Origin of the sequence: Acidicapsa dinghuensis (assembly GCF_025685685.1) — a bacterium.
GTDB classification, from domain to species: domain Bacteria; phylum Acidobacteriota; class Terriglobia; order Terriglobales; family Acidobacteriaceae; genus Acidicapsa; species Acidicapsa dinghuensis.
On record NZ_JAGSYH010000004.1, the window covers coordinates 304,289 to 325,914 of the forward strand.

The 21,626-nt window shown below is 54.3% G+C and carries 20 protein-coding genes; 12 read left to right on the forward strand and 8 right to left on the reverse strand.

Annotation, left to right across the window (positions count from 1 at the left end; translation table 11 throughout):
- Positions 1-65: 65 nt before the first annotated feature.
- The gene (locus OHL22_RS12260) at positions 66-1,502 is read right to left on the reverse strand and encodes a HAMP domain-containing histidine kinase (protein ID WP_263337524.1); all 1,437 of its coding nucleotides are present in this window, start codon (positions 1,500-1,502) and stop codon (positions 66-68) included.
- Complete coding sequence (locus OHL22_RS12265; RefSeq protein ID WP_263337525.1) at positions 1,499-2,173, reverse strand: response regulator transcription factor; 675 nt, start codon at positions 2,171-2,173, stop codon at positions 1,499-1,501. Before OHL22_RS12265 ends, OHL22_RS12260 begins: the two co-directional genes overlap by 4 nt.
- Before the next feature lie 130 nt (positions 2,174-2,303).
- Here OHL22_RS12265 and OHL22_RS12270 point away from each other — a divergent pair, with 130 nt between their 5' ends.
- The 7 genes from OHL22_RS12270 (at position 2,304) to OHL22_RS12290 (ending at position 10,205) form a co-directional block, all read left to right on the forward strand.
- On the forward strand, positions 2,304-2,969 hold the full coding sequence (locus OHL22_RS12270; protein ID WP_263337528.1) for a hypothetical protein: 666 nt from the start codon (positions 2,304-2,306) through the stop codon (positions 2,967-2,969).
- Positions 2,970-3,011: 42 nt separating this feature from the next.
- Positions 3,012-3,362, forward strand: a complete 351-nt coding sequence (locus OHL22_RS25055; protein ID WP_377819226.1) for an isochorismatase family protein — start codon at positions 3,012-3,014, stop codon at positions 3,360-3,362.
- Positions 3,358-3,582, forward strand: a complete 225-nt coding sequence (locus tag OHL22_RS25060) for a dienelactone hydrolase family protein (RefSeq protein WP_377819476.1) — start codon at positions 3,358-3,360, stop codon at positions 3,580-3,582. Before OHL22_RS25055 ends, OHL22_RS25060 begins: the two co-directional genes overlap by 5 nt.
- Positions 3,583-3,743: 161 nt before the next feature.
- Complete coding sequence (locus OHL22_RS12275) at positions 3,744-4,115, forward strand: hypothetical protein (protein ID WP_263337531.1); 372 nt, start codon at positions 3,744-3,746, stop codon at positions 4,113-4,115.
- A 92-nt stretch (positions 4,116-4,207) separates the two neighbouring features.
- The gene (locus OHL22_RS12280; RefSeq protein WP_263337534.1) at positions 4,208-5,470 is read left to right on the forward strand and encodes a TolC family protein; all 1,263 of its coding nucleotides are present in this window, start codon (positions 4,208-4,210) and stop codon (positions 5,468-5,470) included.
- Entirely contained in the window at positions 5,467-7,068 is a 1,602-nt protein-coding gene (locus tag OHL22_RS12285) for an efflux RND transporter periplasmic adaptor subunit (RefSeq protein WP_263337535.1), read from the forward strand. The genes OHL22_RS12280 and OHL22_RS12285 overlap by 4 nt, the downstream gene beginning before the upstream one ends.
- A complete protein-coding gene (locus OHL22_RS12290; protein WP_263337537.1) occupies positions 7,068-10,205 on the forward strand; it encodes an efflux RND transporter permease subunit in 3,138 nt (1,045 codons plus the stop codon). Before OHL22_RS12285 ends, OHL22_RS12290 begins: the two co-directional genes overlap by 1 nt.
- On the opposite strand, the gene OHL22_RS12295 is transcribed toward OHL22_RS12290, so the two are convergent.
- From OHL22_RS12295 to OHL22_RS12305, 3 genes are all read right to left on the reverse strand, one after another.
- Entirely contained in the window at positions 10,162-10,425 is a 264-nt protein-coding gene (locus tag OHL22_RS12295; protein ID WP_263337539.1) for a hypothetical protein, read from the reverse strand. The two genes, OHL22_RS12290 and OHL22_RS12295, sit on opposite strands and share 44 nt — an antisense overlap.
- Before the next feature lie 142 nt (positions 10,426-10,567).
- Positions 10,568-10,765, reverse strand: a complete 198-nt coding sequence (locus OHL22_RS12300) for a hypothetical protein (protein WP_263337542.1) — start codon at positions 10,763-10,765, stop codon at positions 10,568-10,570.
- 336 nt (positions 10,766-11,101) lie between these two features.
- On the reverse strand, positions 11,102-12,376 hold the full coding sequence (locus tag OHL22_RS12305; RefSeq protein WP_263337545.1) for a hypothetical protein: 1,275 nt from the start codon (positions 12,374-12,376) through the stop codon (positions 11,102-11,104).
- Between the two features lie 444 nt (positions 12,377-12,820).
- Here OHL22_RS12305 and OHL22_RS12310 point away from each other — a divergent pair, with 444 nt between their 5' ends.
- Together OHL22_RS12310 and OHL22_RS12315 are read left to right on the forward strand one after the other, a co-directional pair.
- Positions 12,821-13,441, forward strand: a complete 621-nt coding sequence (locus tag OHL22_RS12310; protein WP_263337548.1) for a TetR/AcrR family transcriptional regulator — start codon at positions 12,821-12,823, stop codon at positions 13,439-13,441.
- Between the two features lie 159 nt (positions 13,442-13,600).
- Positions 13,601-14,218 (forward strand): LytTR family DNA-binding domain-containing protein, encoded by a 618-nt coding sequence (locus tag OHL22_RS12315; protein ID WP_263337551.1) that lies wholly within the window; start codon positions 13,601-13,603, stop codon positions 14,216-14,218.
- A 181-nt stretch (positions 14,219-14,399) separates the two neighbouring features.
- Here the strand turns inward: OHL22_RS12315 and OHL22_RS12320 are convergent, their stop codons facing one another.
- Positions 14,400-14,981, reverse strand: coding sequence for a nucleotidyl transferase AbiEii/AbiGii toxin family protein (locus OHL22_RS12320; RefSeq protein ID WP_263337554.1), 582 nt, complete (start codon positions 14,979-14,981; stop codon positions 14,400-14,402).
- Positions 14,982-15,451: 470 nt separating this feature from the next.
- Here OHL22_RS12320 and OHL22_RS12325 point away from each other — a divergent pair, with 470 nt between their 5' ends.
- Complete coding sequence (locus OHL22_RS12325; RefSeq protein WP_263337556.1) at positions 15,452-16,627, forward strand: tyrosine-type recombinase/integrase; 1,176 nt, start codon at positions 15,452-15,454, stop codon at positions 16,625-16,627.
- Between the two features lie 131 nt (positions 16,628-16,758).
- Complete coding sequence (locus OHL22_RS12330) at positions 16,759-19,779, forward strand: RNA-directed DNA polymerase (RefSeq protein WP_263337559.1); 3,021 nt, start codon at positions 16,759-16,761, stop codon at positions 19,777-19,779.
- A gap of 26 nt (positions 19,780-19,805) precedes the next feature.
- On the opposite strand, the gene OHL22_RS12335 is transcribed toward OHL22_RS12330, so the two are convergent.
- Positions 19,806-20,072 carry a hypothetical protein gene (locus OHL22_RS12335; protein WP_263337561.1) on the reverse strand — a complete coding sequence of 89 codons (267 nt, stop codon included), beginning with the start codon at positions 20,070-20,072 and terminating at the stop codon, positions 19,806-19,808.
- A gap of 635 nt (positions 20,073-20,707) precedes the next feature.
- Between OHL22_RS12335 and OHL22_RS12340 the strand changes: the two genes are divergently transcribed.
- On the forward strand, positions 20,708-20,875 hold the full coding sequence (locus OHL22_RS12340) for a hypothetical protein (protein ID WP_263337564.1): 168 nt from the start codon (positions 20,708-20,710) through the stop codon (positions 20,873-20,875).
- A 228-nt stretch (positions 20,876-21,103) separates the two neighbouring features.
- On the opposite strand, the gene OHL22_RS12345 is transcribed toward OHL22_RS12340, so the two are convergent.
- The gene (locus tag OHL22_RS12345; protein WP_263337567.1) at positions 21,104-21,484 is read right to left on the reverse strand and encodes a hypothetical protein; all 381 of its coding nucleotides are present in this window, start codon (positions 21,482-21,484) and stop codon (positions 21,104-21,106) included.
- Positions 21,485-21,626 lie beyond the last annotated feature (142 nt).

The following is a 21,626-nucleotide window of genomic DNA, read 5'->3' on the forward strand; positions in this document are numbered from 1 at the left end:
ATGTGGCACTCGAGGAGCCTAAGAATGCATACGCAACGATAGTCCCTATATTGGCAAGATCTCAATCAGATAGTGACGGCTCTTTGCGCTCGTGCATCCGATGAGAACGCGTCTGAGTATTCAACCAGAGTCACTGTGAATGTTGTGCCCACATTCACGCTTGAATTTACTTGTATCGTGGCGGCATGAGCTTCGACGATCCACTTGGCGATGGCCAGACCGAGACCGCTGCTGCCATCTTCCTGATTACGTGATTCATCTACCTTATAAAAGCGATCGAAGATACGCGCCAACGCATCGGGCGGAATTCCGATGCCGGAATCGCTTACCTTCAGCTCCAATCGATCGTCTGCCTTTTCGACGCTTATGGTGATTGTTCCTTGCTCTGGCGTGTACTTAATGGCGTTGTCGAGCAATATGTTGAGCATGCGCCGAAGCATGGAGATGTCTCCACGCGTCCACGCGTCACTGCAGACGTGCGAACGAAGCGACTGCTGCCTGATTTCAGCCTTCGGACGAAGATGCTCGCAGACCTCCAGGGCAATCTCCGTGAAATCGACTGGCTGCCAATCGATCTTTCTCTGCACGATATCCGCGCGGGCTGCCGCCAGGAGATCGTCCAGAAGCCGGGAGGTTGTGCGGCATTCGGTGGCGATCGTCGTCAACACTTCACGATAGTAGCTCTCGGACCTGCTCCTCCGCAGAGCAAATTCGGCAGTCGTCAACATAACGGTGATGGTGGTTCGCAAGTCATGAGAAATATCACTGGTGAACTGCGTCAGACGGGCAACGGCAGCTTCGAGGCGTGCCAATAACTCGTTCCATGTTTCAGCTAGCAATTGAAGTTCATCGCCAGTTTTAGGAACAGGCAGCCTATGCTTCAAATCTTGAATGCCGATGGCCCGAGCTTCACTGGTGATGCGATGAAGAGGCTTCAGGGCCCGCCGGCTCAGAATGAATCCGCCTGCCACTGAAGCTATCAGCAGCATCGGGCAGGAGATCAAATACGAGTCCCGAATGGCCCGCAAGGTTTCAAGATGCTCATTGGTGATTCCTCCGATCGAAAGCCTCACCTTCTGTCCATCGAGCGTGACCGTGTGGCTCAAAGTTCTGATCGTATAAGGTCCACGCTGTACAACCGCATAGCAGTGTTGTGCGCATTCCCCTCCTGGCCATCCTACTTTGTAGATCTCTTCTCCAGGCGAAGAATACAAGACGTTGCCGCGAAGATCGTAGACCTGAATCGTGTCCGTCTCGGCTATAGCGATGCTCAGTTGTCTCAGCTTTTCGTCGAGACCCAAAGACCTATCGTTTTTCGGCCATCTGTTGACAAAAGCCACGATGCGCTCCTCGCGCTTCACCATGGTCTGTTGTCTCGCGCTGGCAATGACGCGGTCGATGTTCCAATAAGAAAAGAAGCCTAGTCCGGCCATCGATGTCATCATGAAAACGCTGTACAGAAGGCCCAGACGAACACGCAAGGAGCGAAAAGACAATCTCATTCGGAAGTTACCATGGAATATCCCAGCGATCGCACTGTCCGGATCGTGCTGGGTCGGCCTTTCTGGTCAATCTTCTGACGAAGGCTATACATGAAGAAATCTATGGTGTTGTCGCGCACATCCGTATCGTATCCCCAGCCCGCGTTAATGACGTGATCGCGTGTGACTACCTGATTTACACGCCGCATCAGCAGTTCCAGAATCACATACTCTTTCTTGGTCAACTCGATCCGCTCCTCGCCTCGAATGACCATACGAGTGTTCCGGTCAAGAATGAGAGTGCCGGCCGAAAGCTGCGGAAGCTGAGGAATGTCGCCGCGCCGACCCACAGCACGAACTCGAGCAAGGAACACCTCCAGATGAAATGGCTTAGTGAGATAATCGTCCGCGCCTAAATCCAACCCGTGAACAACATCCATCATGGAGTCCTTCGCCGTCAGCATCAGGATCGGAACAGCACACTTCGTCGTGCGTGCATGCTTCAGAACGCTGAACCCGTCTACTCCAGGTAACATAACGTCCAGCACAACCACATCGAACCCTTCGCTCGCGATCAAGTCGCGCCCCTCGTCTCCACGATAAGACAACTGCACCTGGTGCCCGTCTTCGAGAAGCCCCATCCTCAGAACATTTGCGATGCGTTTATCGTCCTCGATAATCAGCACATTCATGAAGGGTATTCGAACTCCAAAGCGTGAAAAATTCGCTTCAGACATGTAAATGTTATATGACAATCCGGCCGTCCTAAGGGCTTGCTAAGGTTCGTTAGCTTAAATGGTTTTGCCGGAGCTGCTCGCGTAATTGCGGAAGACGGCGTTCGCCAACATGCCTTTGACGTGTTTTTCCGGCTGGCGCATTCAAGTCGAAGAACTCAACCCCCTTTACTTGCATCCGCAAGCTCCGTTGTCATGCTCATCCATAATTAAGGAGATTTCACTCATGCTGCGTCCCCTTGTAAATGGCTTGGTCGCTTTCTTGCTTTGCGCCAGCGCCTCGTCGCTCCCAACCCATGCCCAGGCCCCAAAAGCGGAGAAGGATAAAGCCCAAGACCCATCAACGTACATGCACGTCAATGCTCCTCTCGCGCAGTCGATTCTGATCAAGGTCAAATCCCGGCATGATGACATCGTCAAGCTCGGTCTCCACGCGGTTCCTCCAGGAGCTGCAGATAACGTCATCATCGCCAACATCACTGCTTCTAAAATCGGCAAGAAATCCTCCGCCAAGGATCTCGAGAAACTAGCCCAGAACAAGCCTATTGCAGTTCGTCAAGAAAAGGATCAGACATTCGATCTGTTGATCCCAGTTACCGACTCGAAGGGCCGTGACCTGGATGGGGGATTCGTCGTGATGGAAGTTCCGTATTCCAAGGCCAGCAACGAAGAGGAAGCTCTGAAGATTGGCGTCGGCATTCGTGACGAGGTTCAACGCCAGATTCCCAGCAAAAGCGCACTTTATCAACAGTGAGCCACAATCGCCTGGACGGCGCCGTGCTAGCGTCATTGCAAGGTGCCGTCCCCAGGCCCGCATCCGAATAGACTTAAACTGGGCGCCAGCACCCTTCTCCGACAACAAAAGCTCATCTTCGCCGGCCTCTCTCTGGAAGTATGCGCAGCTCTCCCGGCCATGACCGCCGTCAGCAAAGGTTTCGACGCGTATGTACCCGTGGACGCGTGCGGATCTTTCAGCGAGACCAAGCACCAAACTGGGATTTTGCGAATGGTCCAGGCCGGTGTAGTGGTCTCAGACTATTGCACATTGATGGTGGAGATTCTCAAGGACAATCTCGTGCCAGAAGCCGGCCCGGGGAGGATGAGTTCATTTCCAAGGCAGCGCAAGCAGAGATCAAAGCGGCATTGAAAAAAAAGCAAACGCAACGGTGTACAGCTACCCGGGGCAGCGTCATGCCTTCTCCCGCCATAACGGAAAACACTATAACGCCGCCGCTGCTCACCTTGCCAACGGTCGGACGAACGAATTCCTGAACCGCCAATTGCCATGTCTGCTGGACGTTCCTAGCGAAACTACGTCATCGCGGGCAATAGTTCAATTGCAATCGACGGCGAAAGAGCAGGAGTGATCGGAAAGCTCGATCTCGAGGAATCAAGGCTAGTATTTCGAGCCAGCTTACAACTACAGCTTTGCCGGCGGTCATCAACAATCCATCGGAATGAGCGCCGGCCTACTTATCGGTATTCCGTGAAACCCAATTCCGATTTGGGCTATCCTATTAGTCGAAGCATGAAGGCGGCACGCCAATTCGGGATCGTTTTGTTGTTGCTGGTGTCCTATCTGACACCAGCAATGGCCTGTGTGGTTTCGGATGTGCACATGAACGCCGAGGAACGTGCCTGCTGCCGGGCTATGAAAAACCAATGCGAGCAGATGGGAATGTCTGCCTCGCATGGCTGCTGCCAGAAAGCGCCCAAGAGTGCTCAGGAAAATGCGGTGGCTACCAAGGCGGTGGCCTACCATTCCGTTGTTGTAGCCGTCATCTGGCTTTCTGTTATGGAGCGCCTGAATCTCAATCCTGTCACTATGGGATTGGTCGAATACGCCGACACCTCGCCTCCACAGCCCCCACCCAGTTCGATCTCCATTCTTAGAATCTAGCCTCGCCCTTTCTCGCTCTGCTTTCGCCGAGTGCGGACAAGTGTGTCTGCGCGTCGGTGACGTTTTGAACAGCAATCGAGATTGGAGTCAGTATGAACGTGGTCGCTTGTGTGACCGCCACGCTCGTGCTTGCCAGTGCTCTTTCCACCATTGGACAAGAGACGGCTGCAAGCACGCCTATACCTTTGTCTCAACTTCTGGCTGAAGCCAAGGCCAACAACCCTCAGCTCTCCGCAGCCGACCATGAGGCGCGAGCTGCCAGGCAGATGGTTCCGCAAGCGACTTCATTGCCTGACCCGAAGTTGACGTACCAACAATTCAGTGTCGGGAGCCCCAAGCCTTTCGCGGGGTACACCGACAGCGACTTCGCCTACGTCGCGATTGGAGCATCGCAGGAACTGCCCTATCCGGGGAAACTGCGACTCCGCGGACAGGTAGCCGACCGTGACGCAGACACAAAGCAGGCAGAGATCGGAGTCCTTGGCGCAGGCATTGCCGACGCGGTCAAGGCCGATTATCTGCAGCTCGCCTATCTGCAACAAACGCTCAGCATACTGCGCCAAAACGAAACTGTCCTCGATCAGCTAATTCAGGATGCGACAGCTCACTATCAAGTCGGCAAGGGATTGCAGCAGGATGTGCTCGAAGCGCAGTTGAACCGAACCAAGATCGTGCGTGAGATCACCATGCACCACGAGCAGATGGGACAAATACAGGCGCATCTTAAGGGCCTGCTCAATCGCGATCAAGCTTCCCCCGACATCGTTACGGAAAGCTTGAACGAAACCCCTCTGAAATCCACTTCCAGTAAATTGCTTGCGTTAGTTCAAAAGAACAATCCGCAGATTCAGGTGGATGCGAGCGCGATCCAGAAACAGGATGCGCAAGTGGCCTCGGCGAAACGCGAAGGCAAGCCTGACTTTGAAGTCGGTTATATGTATCAGAATACCGATCGTAAGTACCGGGACTACTACATGCTGACCTTCGACGTGCGTTTTCCAAGGAAGAAACGTGTCGATGCGGAGATCGCCGAGGCGCAGGAAAAGCGCATTGCATCGCAGAAGACATTCGACGCACATCTTCAGCAACAACTCGCACAGGTGCAGCAACTCTACGTGCAGGCGTCGAGCGATGAGGAGCAACTGAAGGAATACCGCGATGGGCTGGTTCCACAGTCGGACGCAGCGTATCGAGCAACGTTGAGCGCGTATGCCTCGAACAAAGACCAGTTCACGCATGCGCTTTCCCACTTCACCGAGCTTCTCAATTTGAAACTCGACTACACGCAGACTCTCCTCGATCACGAGACTGCGCTGGCCCACCTTGAATCTCTGACAGGAGCGACACTGCGATGAACAAATATGTCTTGAGAACATCACTGGTCTGGATCGCGGTGCTGGCAATTCTTGCCAGCGTGTGGGTCTATCGCTCCCGTTCAAGTCATTCTCCTCATGCGATGGTTACGCCAATATCAGGCGATGTGCAGCCCGTCGCTGCCGGGCCTGCTTCGAGCACAGAAAAGTCTCCGTCCTCCATGCCCGGAATGTCCATGCCAGAGGCGAAGGATGCGGCTCTCGTTCCCGTGCAGCTTACGACCGAGCGGATGCAGAGCATTGGCGTCAAGACAGGTACAGTCGAGTACAAGCAACTGAGCGACGACATCCGCGCGACAGGCACCGTGGATATTGATGAGCGCCTTCTCTCCTACGTGCAAGTACGGTTTCCCGGCTATATCCGCCAGGTTTTCGCCAATGCAACTTATCAGTACGTCCATAAAGGGGAACCGCTCTTTACCGTGTACAGTCCGGATCTCGTGGCAACCCAACAGGAATATCTACTGGCACAACAGAACCAGAAGGCATTGCAGTCAAGCAGTGTCGATGGCGTGGCGTCTGGAGCAGCGACGCTCTCCAACGCCGCCGAGCAACGCTTAGAGCAATGGGACGTTCCCGCGAATGAAATCGCCAAACTAAAGCAAACGGGCAAGCCAGTCACCGATCTCACAATCTATTCACCGGTGTCGGGTTATATCACCGAACGCAACGCTCTGCCGAATCTGTATGTCGAGCCATCGACTCGGCTATATACCGTGGCCGACCTCTCCCGAGTCTGGGTCAATGCGCAAATCTTTCAGGACGACATCGGTCTCCTAAAACCGGGAGATGCCGCCGTCATCACAGTGGACTCCTATCCGGGCCGCAATTTCGCAGGTCTGATCGAAGACATTCTGCCGCAAGTGGATATGGCAACTAGGACAGTTCGAGTGCGTCTGGCGATCGACAATCCAGGCCTCAAATTGAAGCCGGGAATGTTTGTCAATGTGGGACTGAAGACAAACCTGGGCCGCCAGCTTGTTGTACCTGCATCGGCGGTCTTCCAATCTGGCACACGGCAACTGGTCTTTCTGAACCACGGAAACGGCAGCCTGGAACCAAAGGAACTCTCCGTAGGCCCGCGAGTCGGCGATGACTTTGTGGTGCTCAAAGGTTTAGAAGCTCATCAGTCCATCGTCACGTCGGCCAACTTCCTCATCGACTCCGAAAGCCAGCTACAAGCGGCAGCAGGGTCATTCGAGCCACCTCCTCCCGGTGCGGGAAACAATGCTCCTACCGCAAATGCTCCTTCGGCTGCACAGGTGAACGTCAACTTCACCACCGATCCGAACCCGGCGAACAGAGGCAATAACATCCTTCGCGTCCGTCTGACCGGACCCGGAAATACGCCGATCACTGGTGCATCCGTAACGGTCACGTTCTATATGGCCGCGATGCCGGCAATGGGCATGGCTGCGATGAATGCCAGTGCAACGCTGACGGAAAAAGGCAACGGCCTCTATGAAGGAAATGGCTCTCTCGGTTCCGGAGGTACATGGCAGGTGACCGTCACAGCCCAGAAGGACGGTCAGACCATCGCTTCGAAGCAGTTGCGCGTAAACGCGACGGGAGGCATGTGATGCTGTCGAGAATAATCGAACTCTGCGCGCGCAATCGCTTTCTGGTCTTCGCTGCCGTCCTGATGCTGACCTTGGCTGGTATCTGGTCGCTTCAGCACGTGCCCTTAGACGCGCTGCCTGACATCTCCGATGTGCAGGTGGTCGTTCACACGAACTGGATGGGACAACCGCCCGACGTTATTGAAGATCAGGTAACGTACCCTATCGTCGCGAGTCTCTTGGCTGCGCCACATGTCAAGGCCGTGCGAGCCCAAACGATGTTTGGCGACTCCTATGTCTACGTGGTCTTTCAGGATGGAACGGATCTCTATTGGGCACGATCACGCGTCATTGAATACCTACAGCAGATCAGCGGGCGACTGCCGGAAAATGTCCATCCTTCGATTGGTCCCGATGCAACAGGGGCTGGCTGGGTCTATGAGTACGCCATCGTTGATAAGAGTGGCAAACACAGCCTTGCCGATCTGCGCAGTTTGCAAGACTGGCGTCTGCGCTATGCCCTCGAAACCGTACCGGGAGTCGCTGAAGTAGCGAGCATCGGTGGCTTCGTCCGCCAGTACCAGGTGCAACTCGACCCCAATAAGCTGCTCGCCTATGGCATTCAGCTTTCGACGGTAATAGACCGGGTCAAAGCGAGCACGAACGAAGTTGGCGGACGCGTGCTCGATCTGAGCGGCGCGGAGTACATGATTCGCGGCCTCGGATACCTGCGTTCTCTGGATGACCTCGCAACAGTGGCAGTCGGCGCCAAGAATGGAACCCCGGTACTCCTCCGCGATCTGGGGACAGTGAGCTTTGGTCCGGACATCCGCGAAGGTGTTGCCGAGTGGAACGGCGAGGGCGAAACCGTTGGTGGCATCATCGTCATGCGACAGGGCATGAATGCGTTGGACGTTATCAATGGCGTGAAACAGAAGATGCGCGAGGTAGCACCGTCGCTGCCTCCCGGTGTCGAAATCATGCCGGGCTACGACCGATCCGGGCTGATCGATGCGTCCATCAAGACGCTGCAACGTGACCTCGTCGAAGAGGCCATTATCGTCAGTGTCGTCATCATTGTCTTTCTTTTTCATTTTCGTTCTGCCCTGATCGCTATCCTTGCTCTACCCATCGCGGTGCTGGTGGCGTTTGTTCCGATGTACTGGCTGGGCGTGACCTCGAACATTATGTCGCTGGGCGGTATTGCGCTGGCGATTGGCGTGCTTGTAGACGCCTCGATTGTGATGGTCGAGAACGGATATCGTCATTTGTCGGAGAGGCAGGAAAATAGCTCAGAGCTAGTGTCGGAGCCGGAGCGAAGGGAAATTCTTATCAACGCGGCCAAACAGGTCGGTCCAGCCCTGTTCTTTTCGCTGCTCATTATCGTGGTTTCCTTCCTGCCAGTCTTTCTACTGGAAGCACAGGAGGGACGCATGTTCCGTCCGCTGGCCTGGACCAAGACACTGGCGGTCGGTTCATCTTCCATCTTGGCCATCACCCTGGTGCCGGTCCTGATGGTGCTGCTCATTCGTGGGAAATTGCGACCGGAGAACACGAATCCAATCTCACGAGTCACACAGGCGATCTATCTGCCGATTCTTCGTTGGTGTCTGCGGCACCGCTGGCTAACCATCGCCGTCAACCTGATCTTTCTAGTTGCAACCTTTCCCATGGCGACAAAGCTAGGCAGCCAATTCATGCCGCCGCTCTTTGAAGGGTCGACGTTGTATATGCCTACGGCTCTTCCAGGCATCTCTATCGAGCAAGCGAAGGTGTTGCTCCAGCAGCAGGACAGGATTCTTCATGGCTTCCCAGAGGTAGCCAGCGTATTCGGCGCCGTGGGCCGCTCCGATAGCGCCACAGACAACGCGCCTCTCGATATGTACGACACCACCGTGATGCTCAAGCCGCGCGAGCAATGGCCTGCGGGCATGACTTACGAGAAGCTCATCCAGGAGATGGACGACAAGCTCCAGTTTCCGGGACTCTCGAACACATGGACAATGCCGGTTGAGAACAGACTCGATATGGAGTTGACCGGAATCAAGACTCCGTTGGGCCTCAAGGTGCAGGGCGCAGACGTAAATGGCATCCAACAGCTCGCTTCGCAGATACAGAGTCTTTTGTCCGGCCTGCCTGCGCTTCGGTCGGTTTTCTCCGAGAAGGTCGCACAGGGTTTCTATGTAAATGTCGATGTGAATCGGCCCGAAGCCGCCCGCTATGGCCTAACCATCGCGGATGTTCAAACTGCAGTTGCTTCCGGCATCGGGGGCGAGAACATTGCAGAAACTATCGAGGGTCGGGAGCGCTATCCCATCAACGTCCGCTACCAGCGAGACTTTCGCGACAACATCGACAAGATGCGCGGCGTCCTGATCGGCACTCCAACCGGAGCCCAGATCCCGCTGGGGCAAGTAGCGAGAATTTCCTTCAGTCGTGGGCCCGCCATGATTCGAGATGAGGACGGCTCACTTACCGGTTACATCTACATCGACCTCAAAAACAGCGACTATGGCGGCTTCGTCACTCAGGCAAACAGGCTACTGCATGACAAGCTGACTCTTCCCGCTGGCTATTCTTTCCAATGGTCGGGTGAATACGAACTGGAACAACGTGCGCGACAACGACTGCAGCTCATACTACCGGTGGTGTTCTTCGTGATCTTCCTGCTGCTTTATCTGGTATTTCACTCCGTTGCGGAGGCGTTGGTTCTCATCTTCCCAACTATTTATGCAATGAGCGGAGGGCTGCTACTCCAGTGGCTTCTGAGGTACAACTTCAGCGTTGCGGTTGCGGTGGGCTACATCGCTCTCTTTGGCATCGCTGTAGAAACCGGCGTGGTTATGGTCGTGTATCTCCATGAAGCTCTTGAGAGCAGAAGGCAGGCGAGAAAACCACTCACAAATCAGGATGTGGAGGAAGCTGCCATTGAGGGGGCCGTCCACCGTCTTCGGCCAAAGCTGATGACTGTTTGCGCTGTTCTCGCCAGCTTGGTTCCGATTCTCTGGGAATCCGGTATCGGCTCCGATGTAATGAAGCCTATCGCCGCGCCGATTGTCGGCGGCATGATCACTTCGACGATTCATGTCTTGATTCTGGTGCCTGTCTTCTTCGTCATGATGAAGGAGCGGGAGCTACGGAAAGAACACCTGCACTAGCGAAATCAGGATTTCGGCGGCGGGAGTGATTCGATACTGGGAACGTATGGACATTCATCGCCGCATTCATGGTGGCTAGTATCTGAGCATTTTGCTCCAACTCTGCCGTGAGCTTCTGCTTCGCGGTTGCCGGCGGCACAATGCCGTTCATCCGCAGATATTCCACCATTTGGCCGTAGTAGTCATTCCCATGTGCAGCGGCAAATGCGGCGATCGTCACCCTTGTACTGAACCCGTCATCGGCTTAATGGCCACAAACGCATTTTCTGCCGCAATGGTCGCTATGGCCCCGTGTGCATAGACGAATGAAGCTTGCAGGGCCGCCACCGCGTCGTTTCTAGTCGTAATTGACCGGATCGCCTTCACATCCGGTCAGGTTTAACGCCGCTCCAACCGAAGAAGAAGTAATTCGCCTGCACCAGGTGGGTCACCTGCGCCACAAAGGTGCGCACAGTGTCGAATTGCGTCGTCTGGTTCGCGGCGAAGATACCTTGCGCTGGTACGAAGTTGTACTTATTAGCGGGCATCGCCTTTGCTGCCTCGACTACTTGAAATTCCATCGTGGATAGCGAACCGTTCAGCGCTTTCGCGGGGTCTTCCTTTGTACCCACCGGTGGGGACGGTGGTGTCCTCTCGCCTGTGAGCGCAACTGCCCACTACCACACGAGATCCCAGCAGCTGCAAGAACCAGAGTGCGAATACGCATTGTTTATCCTCGATCCAAATTTGTTTAAAGGGGACTCCAGCGTAGACAGGCCTTCTCTACTGTCGTCTGACGTGGTGCATCCTGGGCCACTCGGTATCTGACGTGACCCAGAATCTCTCTCACAACCTCCAGCCTGGACTTTCACACAACACAGGTTGGAATTACATGATATCGAGCTCCGAAAATGTCCCTATCGCACCGATTGACCATGTCCGGCGGTTCTCGATAACAGCAGCTTCTTAAAATCCGCGGGTGGATCAAACTGCGGATGCTCTCCTACGACGTCCGCTACAGACCTGCCAAAACTTTCGTCAACAGGCGTAGCAACAAAGGCGTCTATCTCGCCCGTATGCGGCCCGTGGAGTACGACCGCCATACCCGAGATTTGGCCTTTATCGTTGATCTGGTTGGCCATGGTTGCGTAGAGGTTAGAATTTTCTGGAAACAGCTTATTGAGGTTGATCGGCTTGCCGTTTATCCAGATCAATGCATGAGACCACTTGAACTGAGAGTCCAACGCGCTTCCCACCACTAGACCCTGGTTGTTGATGGCTTCGCCCAGGGCGAGAATATCTCCCGGCAAGGCTTTGAGGACAGTGAGCGTTTGGTCCTCCCAAAGAGCGGCGGAGAAGAATGTGCCGTTGCTGACTGTCCCAACAATCTGGCCCTGGTCGTTAATGCCATAGGCCTCATTAGATCCCAAAAACCCGAGATCAGGAAGCGAGATCGGACTCCCATATTCCCATAACACGGCGTGATTGGCTGTGCCGCTGCAAGTTCCCGAGTAGCCAACGGTATCGCCTTGACTATTGATGTCGACCGCTTCTGAATCTTGATCGTTACCCAGAGGAAGAAGAACTTGAGCTTTGCCGTTTTCCCACAACACACCCAGGTCAATCCGATTATTGGTCGTGTTCGCCGGGCATGTCGAGTCCACGTCGCCGTTTTCCGCAAATCCTGCCACTTGTCCGCTATTGTTGATTGCGCTGGCCTGCCCATTATTCCCTCCAAGCGTTGGCAGAGCGCTCATGCTTCCGTTTTGCCAGAAAAACGGGCGGCACGTCAGCCCCGTGCCGAAGGCGCAAATGTCTTCGCCGTTGGGGTCCTTTACACCCGTCTCCGCATAACCCACTGCCTGACCCCTTTCGTTGATCCCGCCATAGTTCACAAAACTGTTCTTTCCTCCGAGCGTGCCGAGGTCGAAGTTGATTCCATCGATGTCTATCGCTGCACGGCCTCCTAGAAGTGCCACGACGAAATCCTCCTTTCCCGGCGGCATTTGTCCTTCCATGATCTCCGTCCATCCGCGATTGTTGAGACCCATGGCACAACCTAAATTCGAGTTGTCTAGATGTCCCAAATCGGTGACTTTGTAGTGCGTTTGAGCGAACGCATCGCTGAAGCAAGCCACAACAATCGTCGTAACCCATAGTTTTCGGAAATTGCGCTGACTAAGGATGTTCATATCTTCCTCTCTTCCTCTCCGTAAAGTCGTAGACCGGGATGACAAGCGACTTCAGTCATGCACCTCTAGGTGCTCTGACCGTTAGCATGCAGTTGGGAATATAGGTAGCTCACAAATTCACAGAACACCTGCTTTGTGTGAAGTGCAGGTGGCCTTCCATCTTTCCAACGATTACGTGAGCCTACAGGTTCAACTCTTCAGAGGCAGGAAACGAGTGACCGGCTCACAATATCGAGGACCTGGTCTCAAACGGCGGACGATGTTTTTTTCCAACTTTCCATAGACATCGGCCTGAGGGCTACGAAATCGAGAATACCGGCGAGCATGACTCAACGCATTCCATTGTGATTGACAGGCGAGCGATCAACATACATACTTGTCGGTATGTTGATCGCTCACGCGAAGACGCCAAAGCTCCGTGATCCAGAGCGTACTAGGAAACGCTTGCTGCAAGCGGCCTTTCGGGAGGTCCACCGATCAGGCTTCCAGGGTGCCGGCATCGATACAATTCTCGCCGCCACCAATGTCACCAAGGGAGCGCTCTATTATCACTTCGGTAGCAAAGAAGTTCTTGGATATGCCATCGTCGACGAAGTCATCGCAAAGATTGTTCACGACGGTTGGTTAAGTCCTCTGCTTGCCAGCGGACAGCCAATTGACATCTTGATTGGCATCGTCCGGCGCATATCAGTTCGGCCCGAAGACATTCGAACCGGTTGTCCGCTGCTCAATTTAGCAACCGAGATGTCTCCTGTGGACGAGCAGTTCCGCAAGCGCCTGGAGAAGCTTTTCCTTGCCTGGCAGGAAGGCGTAGCTGCGCTTTTGCGAAGAGGACAGTCCGAAGGAACAGTTCGCCGCGACTTGAATCCAGAGGAGAGTGCCAGTTTTTTGGTTGCCATGGTCGAGGGTTACGCCTCGTTGGCGAAGAATGCTCAAGATGCCAAGGTGTGGGAAGTGGGAATTAGAAACATCGTGGGGTGGTTGAGGTCTCTTCGCGCGCCACGACAATCTCCAAAAGGCAGACGGCCGGCCGCTAAAAGGCGTGTTGTCCAGCTAGGGCGATGATTTCAGTTTAGGGAACGCCATGAGTCGAAGGAAATCGGCGATCGCACGTTATCTGAGGTTCGCTCTATCCCAGAAGTCACTCGAGTTCATGTAGAAGTAGCGCGTGCGTCATCCTCAATCGCGCAGCAGAAATCGAAACGAAAGAACAAGGGGTTCGTCATGAGCGCCCGCACGATTCAGGACCAGGCCGTTGCCCGTAAAACCTTTGTTCAGCGAGCTGCTCAAGTGGATGCAATCGCCCCGGCTGGTCCACTTCGGGGGACGGCGATGTTCTCCGTCAAAAGTAAAAGGGGCCTTAGGTCTGGAACGACGGAGGACCAGTGTTTCGAAGCTGTAGGTTCATCATCGCCTCCGGTCATTCGAGTTGATGCTGCGAGCCTCATGCGAGTCTCGCGGCAGTTGGAGAACATGGCGAAAAGACAGGGTCCGCGAATCGCGTTCAAGGCAAAGGGCACTATTTTATTGTTGGATCTATTCGATATTGTGGCGGTGCAAGCCGAAGGTAATTACGTCTTGTTGCAACACCGTCCTCATTCCTATCTGGTTCACGAATCCCTCTCCTCCATGGCGGATAAGCTCAAACCCTATGGTTTTATTCGCATCCACCGATCGGTCGTTGTGAACATCTCGGCAGTTGAGGAGATCCAACCTCTACCTACGGGGGAATACAGGCTACGTATAAGAGACGGGAGGGAATACTTAGTAACACGTACGTACAAACGCAACCTCAGAGATCTGGCTCAGCTCTGGGTAGGGACAGAACGGCTTTGCAGATGACAGAAGGTATAGTTTCATAAAAAAGTGGGATGAGCCGGTGCTCCGAAGAAGGAGCAGGCTGTTCCCATGAAGAAGCGAGCGCAGCACCACTTTGCGCAAGTTCCACACAGAGAGGTCAAGACCGAGCTAACAGTTCGCAGCTGCCTTAGCGATGTCTGGACCTCAAGCGCTTGATCGCTGGTCACGCTGCGGCCCAAGACTTTGACGGTTCCCAATGGAGGCGACCTTCACCATTCAGGATTTCAGGCTGCATCAGTGGCATAACTGACTCCCGGATGGAAGCTGCGACACTCTCAAAGGATGATGGTTGAATGTAAAACTTATTTTTGACGACGAATGCGTTCCACTGTGCCACTTTTGTCGTGTCTTTGAAGAACTCTTCTGTCAAAGCTGTGGGCGTTTCAGTGATCGGAAGAGCCGTTTTGCGGCGTCGAAAGGTACGTTGAATCGCGCTAACAAGCAGCTCACTCTCGAAGTGGAAAAGCTCCGACAAGGTCTTCAGATCGTGAAAGTCCTTCATACGCGTATTTGCCATTCCAAGCTTGACCATAGCTTCAAATTTCTCGGCAATGACTGTCTTGCGCGGATAGTAAAGTAGCTGCGGTGCAGGGCTTTGCAGCAATGTTGGAAAGTCCGTTTCGATGGGACCCGGCGTTACGGCATCACCAAAGACGGCGAACGCTGCTTCTGTGCGGGGGGAGCGATCAGCCGGCAGAACTCTTGCCCCGGCCAACTTTGTGGAGGAGGTTGGCCGCGAGAACATTTTGCTGAACGTGCTAGCCGCCCTCGACCGCGCCCTCGAGATCGGAGCCAACTTCAGCGGGATTGGTCCCGAGATCGCCCGCAGTATGTTGAGCATGAAGATCTAGGCCACAAATCTTCGGCGAGCGCGCTTCGCAGATTTTGTGAAATACTGATGCCGAACTTCAGAATGCTCCTGTCGCAAATTGGGGCCGTCCGAAGGTGGAGTTTGATGAGTTGTGAACATTCTGGGCAATGATCGTACAGCGACCGTACAGGCAACTTGGAAATCATGGCAGTCAAGCCATTTAGGACATTCCCAGAATCAATAACTTGCGTGTTTTCAAGGCGAATGTCCGGTTCGACTCCCGCCGCCTCCACCATAATTTCAAATCATTTATTTTCAATAGTTTAAATTGTGGAAAAATCAACAGATCGCTAAACTGTACCAGAATTGTACCAACCGAGTTTTCGTGCTAGATTGACGGCATTATGCTGTCCGTCTACACCCGCCATCACCCCGATTGCGCGAAAAAAGACGATTCCACCTATCGCCGCTGCCGCTGTCCCAAGTGGCTGGACGGCACTCTCCCCGGTCGCAGTGGACGCTTCCGCGTCTCAGCGAAAACGAAGTCCTGGGAAAAAGCAGAACTCGTCGCCCGCAAATATGAAAACTCTGCCCTCAGCGGAGAAGAACTGAAGCCGGCGAAGATGCCAACGGTCAAGGAAGCTGTCGGAGTCTTCCTCGGCGATGCCGAGGCGCGTGGTCTGGCTCCCGCTACCCTGCAAAAGCTGCGCGGCATCTTCCAGGTTCAACTTGTCGGGTTCGCAGAAGAGTCCGGCGTCACCTTTCTGCGAGAATTCAATCCCCGTAACCTCACCGAATGGCGGCAAACCTGGAAGAAAGAGAAGGAACTCGCCCGGAAAAAGAAGTTCGAGCGCGTGATCGGCTTCTTCTGGTATTGCGTCCGACAGGGCTGGCTTCGTGAAAATCCCACCGCAACTATGGGGCGGGTGATTGCCAAGCATGTACCGACGGACTATTTCACCGCCGACGAATATAAGCGCATCATCGACGCCACCTACCGGCTTGGCGAACACGCCGAACGCTCCTGGGCTCCAGAAAAGCGCGGCATCCGTATCCGCGCTCTGACAGAGCTGATGCGTTGGAGCGGCCTACGCATCCGCGACGCCGTAACACTCGAATGCGCGCGGCTCGTAGAAAACAAGCTCATGCTCTATCAGGCCAAAACGGGGACGCCGGTTTTCGTGCCACTTCCACCCCACGTCGCCGATTTGCTCCGCTCCATCCCACCCGGTCTGAAGCCGAATCCAAATTACTTCTTCTGGTCCGGCAACGGTCTCCCAAAAACGTTCGTCGCCAACTGGCAGAGGGCCTATCGCCGCCTCTTCAAAGTTGCCGATCTCCATAAACCCGACGGTACATCGAAGCGTAGCCATTGCCACATGTTCCGTGATACCTTCGCCGTCGAAATGCTGTTGGCCGGCGTTCCCATCGATCAGGTGTCGATCCTTCTCGGCCATGCCAGCGTTCGCGTCACAGAGAAGCACTATTCACCGTGGGTTCGTGCTCGCCAGGATCAGCTTGAGAAGAGTGTGCAGTCAGCGTGGCAGGGACGGCGCGGCGAAACAGCCAATGCAGGCTAATTACAACTATGCATTCATGGAATTATCTCTGCTGAGTCGCGGCAAGCATCTCCTATAAAGCGCCAGCCTACCGGCCCGCGAGTCTGCTACCCTTTGCTAGTTCAAGCTAAGCAACCGGAACCGGAAGGGGTATGGGGAAGATGCCTCTATTGAAGCGAGACGTGTCGCTCGGAGACCTATACGTTGCATATCGTAAAGCGAAGGTCGAGGCGTACTACGAAAACACACATGTACAAGCGCTCGCTTTTACTGAATACGAGCAGAATCTCGCGGAGAATCTCGCGCGTCTGCACCGGATTTTGCTCGACAAGGAAGAAACTTGGTCTTCCGACCTAGAGTTCATTGGCACATACGCATACCTGCCTAAATCCATCGAAGCGACTGCATGGAATGATCACAGTGGCGGTCATTTCAGCGCTGTAGACCCAATAGCTGACTGGAAGCGTCGATTTGATGAATCGGGAAAAAGAGCGGAAGCAAAGCTGAGGCTGATAATCCGTCCCTCTGTAGATTTTCAGGTTATAACAGCGCTATGGATTATGAAGGTTGATCATCTCTTTGACGCTTCGCTCAACCCCGCTCTCTCTTACGCGAACCGCCTGCGACGATCACGCGTTGTTTCTTCAGATGAGTCCCGACGAGAGGACATAAATCTCTCTGCAACTGGGCTTTTCGTTCCCTATTTCTCGGCGTATCGACAGTGGAGAGAGAAGGGACTAGCGGCGATGGAAGACGCTCTATCGCGAGGGAAAAGCATCCTTGCGATCACGATGGACATAGAGCAGTTTTACCACCGGGTTTGTCCACGGTTTCTTCTTAGACGACGCTTTCTTTCCGCCATCCAACTGCGCCTCTCGCGAGCTGAGCGATCGCTAACTGATTCTCTACTACAAGCTATCGAGACATGGTATAGATCAACGCCCGACTACGCGGATCGACCGCTTGGAGCCATTCCCGTCGGCTTGTCTGCATCGAAGATAATCGCCAACGTCTTGCTGGTTGAACTCGACGACGCAATCGCGACCAATATCCGCCCTCTATATTATGGTCGCTACGTTGACGACATTTTCTTGGTCTTCGAGAATACCCAGCAACTTGATGGGGGGCGCGCTGTCGCAGCGTGGCTCACGAAGACTTTGGCTCCCCTCTTGAAGCCAAAGCGTGACTCTAGTAAATCGCCGTCTCTTCGCGTAGATCTCGCTTATGCGCGTGATTCGGAGCTTATCTTTGCCGGACCCAAGCAGAAAATATTTGCCCTGTCTTCGCCGCATGGACTTGATTTGATTGAACACATACGTGAACAGATTCGGCTCCAATCGAGTGAACACAGACTGCTTCCCGTCGTTCCCGAGTCCGGAGCCGAGATGGCATCAAGGGCTCTTCTTGCTAGTCACGATGCGACTCGGCACGTCGATGCTCTTCGAAAGGCAGACTCCGTCTCAGTCAGGCGCTTAGGCCTATCTCTTCTCTTGGGTGACATCGAGATATATGCCTCGGATCTCAGACCGTCCTCGTGGAGCGTTGTCCGCCGCGAGTTCTACGCCCTTATTACTCGACATGCTCTAACACCTTTCGGTTTTTTCGAATTTGCTACATACCTTCCAAGGGTCTTCGGCATAATGCTCGGCTGCGGCGACTTCGACGCAGCCTCAGATTTTATCTCCGTGTTTGCGCAAGTTGCAGAGCTGCTCCAAGAGACTTCGACCGTTGGCAAGGGAAAACAGCAGTCACGGTTTATGCTCTGTATGAAACATTGCACCGAGGCCTTTCGCCAGACTGCTTTGCAAGCGGCGACCAGGCAAACCAGCAAGCTCGATTCTCGGTACCTATCCGTGCTCCGCAAGCTACGGCTGCTCGATCCAGATGTATCGCTCCCGTCATCATCGGAAAGGCTTGGTCGCCTTGCTCATCAACTTCTCCTGGCGGATTGGGGCAGCCGTCCCTACAAAGAATTCTGGTACATGAGCCAATCCACTGATGAATCTGGTCCGCCGGTCCCACGGGAAACTGAAGTGCGCCGCAAGTTGAGACTTGGGGCCATTCGTCGCTTTAGAAAGCTGGCAGGTCGGCTGAAAGTTCCTCACTGGCCCGCATTGGCATTTCCGACTAGACCGCTTCGCGTCGACGAGATCCCTTTAGCAGCCCCAGACGTTCTCAACGACCCCAATGCCTATCGAAAGGCGATTATGGCCCTTCGCGGGGCCCGAGTGCTGGAGTCCGCCCGCATAGGAATCGAACCCGAGCCGCCCTCTCCAAAGGCGTTCACCACATTCGTGGTTCCAGGTGCACCTCGGGAGAGAATTACCATCGGTATAAGCAGCTACAAGACAACAGAGGATCAGTGGAAAGCTGCCGCATTGGGCAGACACGACCGTTCATTGCTGCGATATCGTGGCTTAAATGACTTGATCAACCGAATGCTCACAGAGCCCGTTCGGCCGGACTATATCGTCTTCCCAGAACTGAGCATTCCGCTGAGATGGGCTTTGCGTTTTGCGAAGAAACTAGCATCCAACCGCGTCTCTTTCTTGTCTGGAGTTGAGTATCACCGTGATACACGGCCAAGCGTCCTGAGAAATGACTGTCTTGTATCCCTTGTGACGAATTGGCCCGGTTACGCCAGCCATGTAGTTCGCTTACAGTCGAAGTTCGCCGCTGCCCATCAAGAAGCTGTAGGGCTTCGACGGGTTGACCCGACCCGAAACAAATCGCTCTATCGTCCGACAGGATATTTGGCGTTGCCGACTCTATACGTGCACAGGGGATATTGCTTCTCGGTGCTAATTTGTAGTGATTTGACGACGATCGCTAATCGAAGCGTCTTGTGTGGAGAACTCGATACGCTTTTTGTCCTTGAGTGGAATTCTGATGTCAAGACATTCTCCAGCCTCGTTGAAGCAACAGCTATGGACCTCCACACGTTTGTCGTGCAAGTCAACAATCGCCTCTATGGTGACAGTCGAATCCGCGTGCCGGCCAAGGAAGACTATCTACGGGATGTCGTCCAGGTCAAAGGTGGCATCAGCGATTACTATGTGCTGGGCCAGATCGATTATCAGTCGTTGCGCCAGGAGCAACGGCGCAAGAGTCCCAGGATATTCAAGCCGACTCCAATCGGATTCACAATGTCTCAACGTCGCAGGGTCAAATAGGCATTCGTCGCGTAGCGCCTTGGAGGTCACCCGGCGCGCCTAGTTCGTTGGAAGTGAACGCGCAACATAACGCTCTCAGGAATTCGCAAGGTGATGTAACCGCGTTTGCGCCGAGTTTCAGGACTGCCCCACAGCAGTACGCCTTCCTCGTTTTCAAACATACGGCGAACGGTCTTCTCGCTCAGTGACCACATCTCCGCGATCTGGAGAACGCTGTAGTGCCGCTCCAGAGCGATTGAATCAACCGACACGCTCTGTACCGGCTTTTTCGGAACGTAGGAAGTGAAAGCCATACTCTTAATCCCTGGGTAGGTTCACAGCGCGCGGTTGCTAGATATCGATCTTCGCACGCGTCAAACTGAGCTCAGTATGAGTAAAAGCAGTCACGAAGTCAACTGGAATGCGCGAAGAAAACCCGCATGAACACTGGCGATTTCCATTCAAGCGCTAATTACGAATCGATTCAGCCGCGCATTGAACTTGCGTTTCACATTCGATTGCGGAGCCAATACCGGGAACGTTCCTCGTGCCAATACTTGAGTAATTGGTGCGCCGATAGGCACCGGATTACACCGCGCGTTCACAAGACAATCGCCCACGCATTTGCGAGCGAATATGGGGCTCGAACTACTTGCAAATGACGGGCGAATTGATGCCGGATTATCACCCTATTCCAGCCTGCAATTAGGCTGCGATGCGTGCCCATTCCCCTGCCGAGAAACTGCATGAAGAATTCACCTCACGTTCTCAATTGGAGAGAACCCGAAACACGTGCTCAAGTCGGGGAAGCCGCGCTGAAGATGGGCCGGCATTTGGCCTCGATCCTCCCCTGGGCCGCCATCCTTTCACGGCCCCCGTCCAAAACATAAGTAAACGCGAAAGAGAACTTCCGCTTCCTTGGTGTGGACTCTTTCCACGGAGGCACTCCATGAAGACTGAGAATAATGACCGCTACCGCATTCGTCGGGAACGCATCGCCCTGAAGCTCGACGCACTCATTAAAAAACACGACCTGCTGGCCGCCGACGATCCCGAACGTGGCTTGCTTTTGGACCAGATTTGGGCACTGAACATTGCTTACAACGTCGAAGAGTAGGCCGTCCAATCCAGCGCTGGTTATCGATGACCGTCGCTGAACGTTGTCTTTGGTTCTCGTGAGAACAGAGAAGCAGACATGCTTCTCATAGTTGGCTAACACCCGCAGCGAGAACGGCGGTCAAGGGCGCGCCGTTCTCTGGCGCGTTCATCGAAGCGTAGCGTAGACCCTTGACGGCTGTCGCAGTGAAGGGTACGGGCCACCACAGTGGCCCTCTGCCTTCGATGTTCAGCGCCGCGCTTGATGTTCTTTCAGACGGTCCTCGGCGACCCGTGCCTTGTGCTTCTTCACTTCATCTATCAGCCCGTCGAACGCCTGCTCTGTCATCGGTTGACCGGTAGCCAACGGACGAAGGACATTGGTCAGGAGCAACCGGCAGGCTGTGATCTCGACCATCTCCGCACTGGCTCGATGCGTCGTTCTGCTCGCCTCAACTTCGCGCAGGATCAGCCCACGGATCAGCTCCCCGTGCGTCTGCCCGCGTTTGGCTGCCAGCGCCTCCAGGTCATGCAATTCGGCCTCATTTAGCTTGGTTCCAACATGATTCACCCGGAATTTCTTTCGCCGCTCCATCTCCGCCGCTAGATTTTTCTCGCCAAGGATCGCCATAGCCCAATCTCCACTCCGAAAAGGGCGGCCCAGCAGCGTTTCCGAATGGAAACGCAGGATTCCTCAGGGAAACCCGACCCCTTCCATCTCATAGATGCGCCAGAGGTACACATCTGTCGCACGCAGGGCTCCCTGGCGCAAC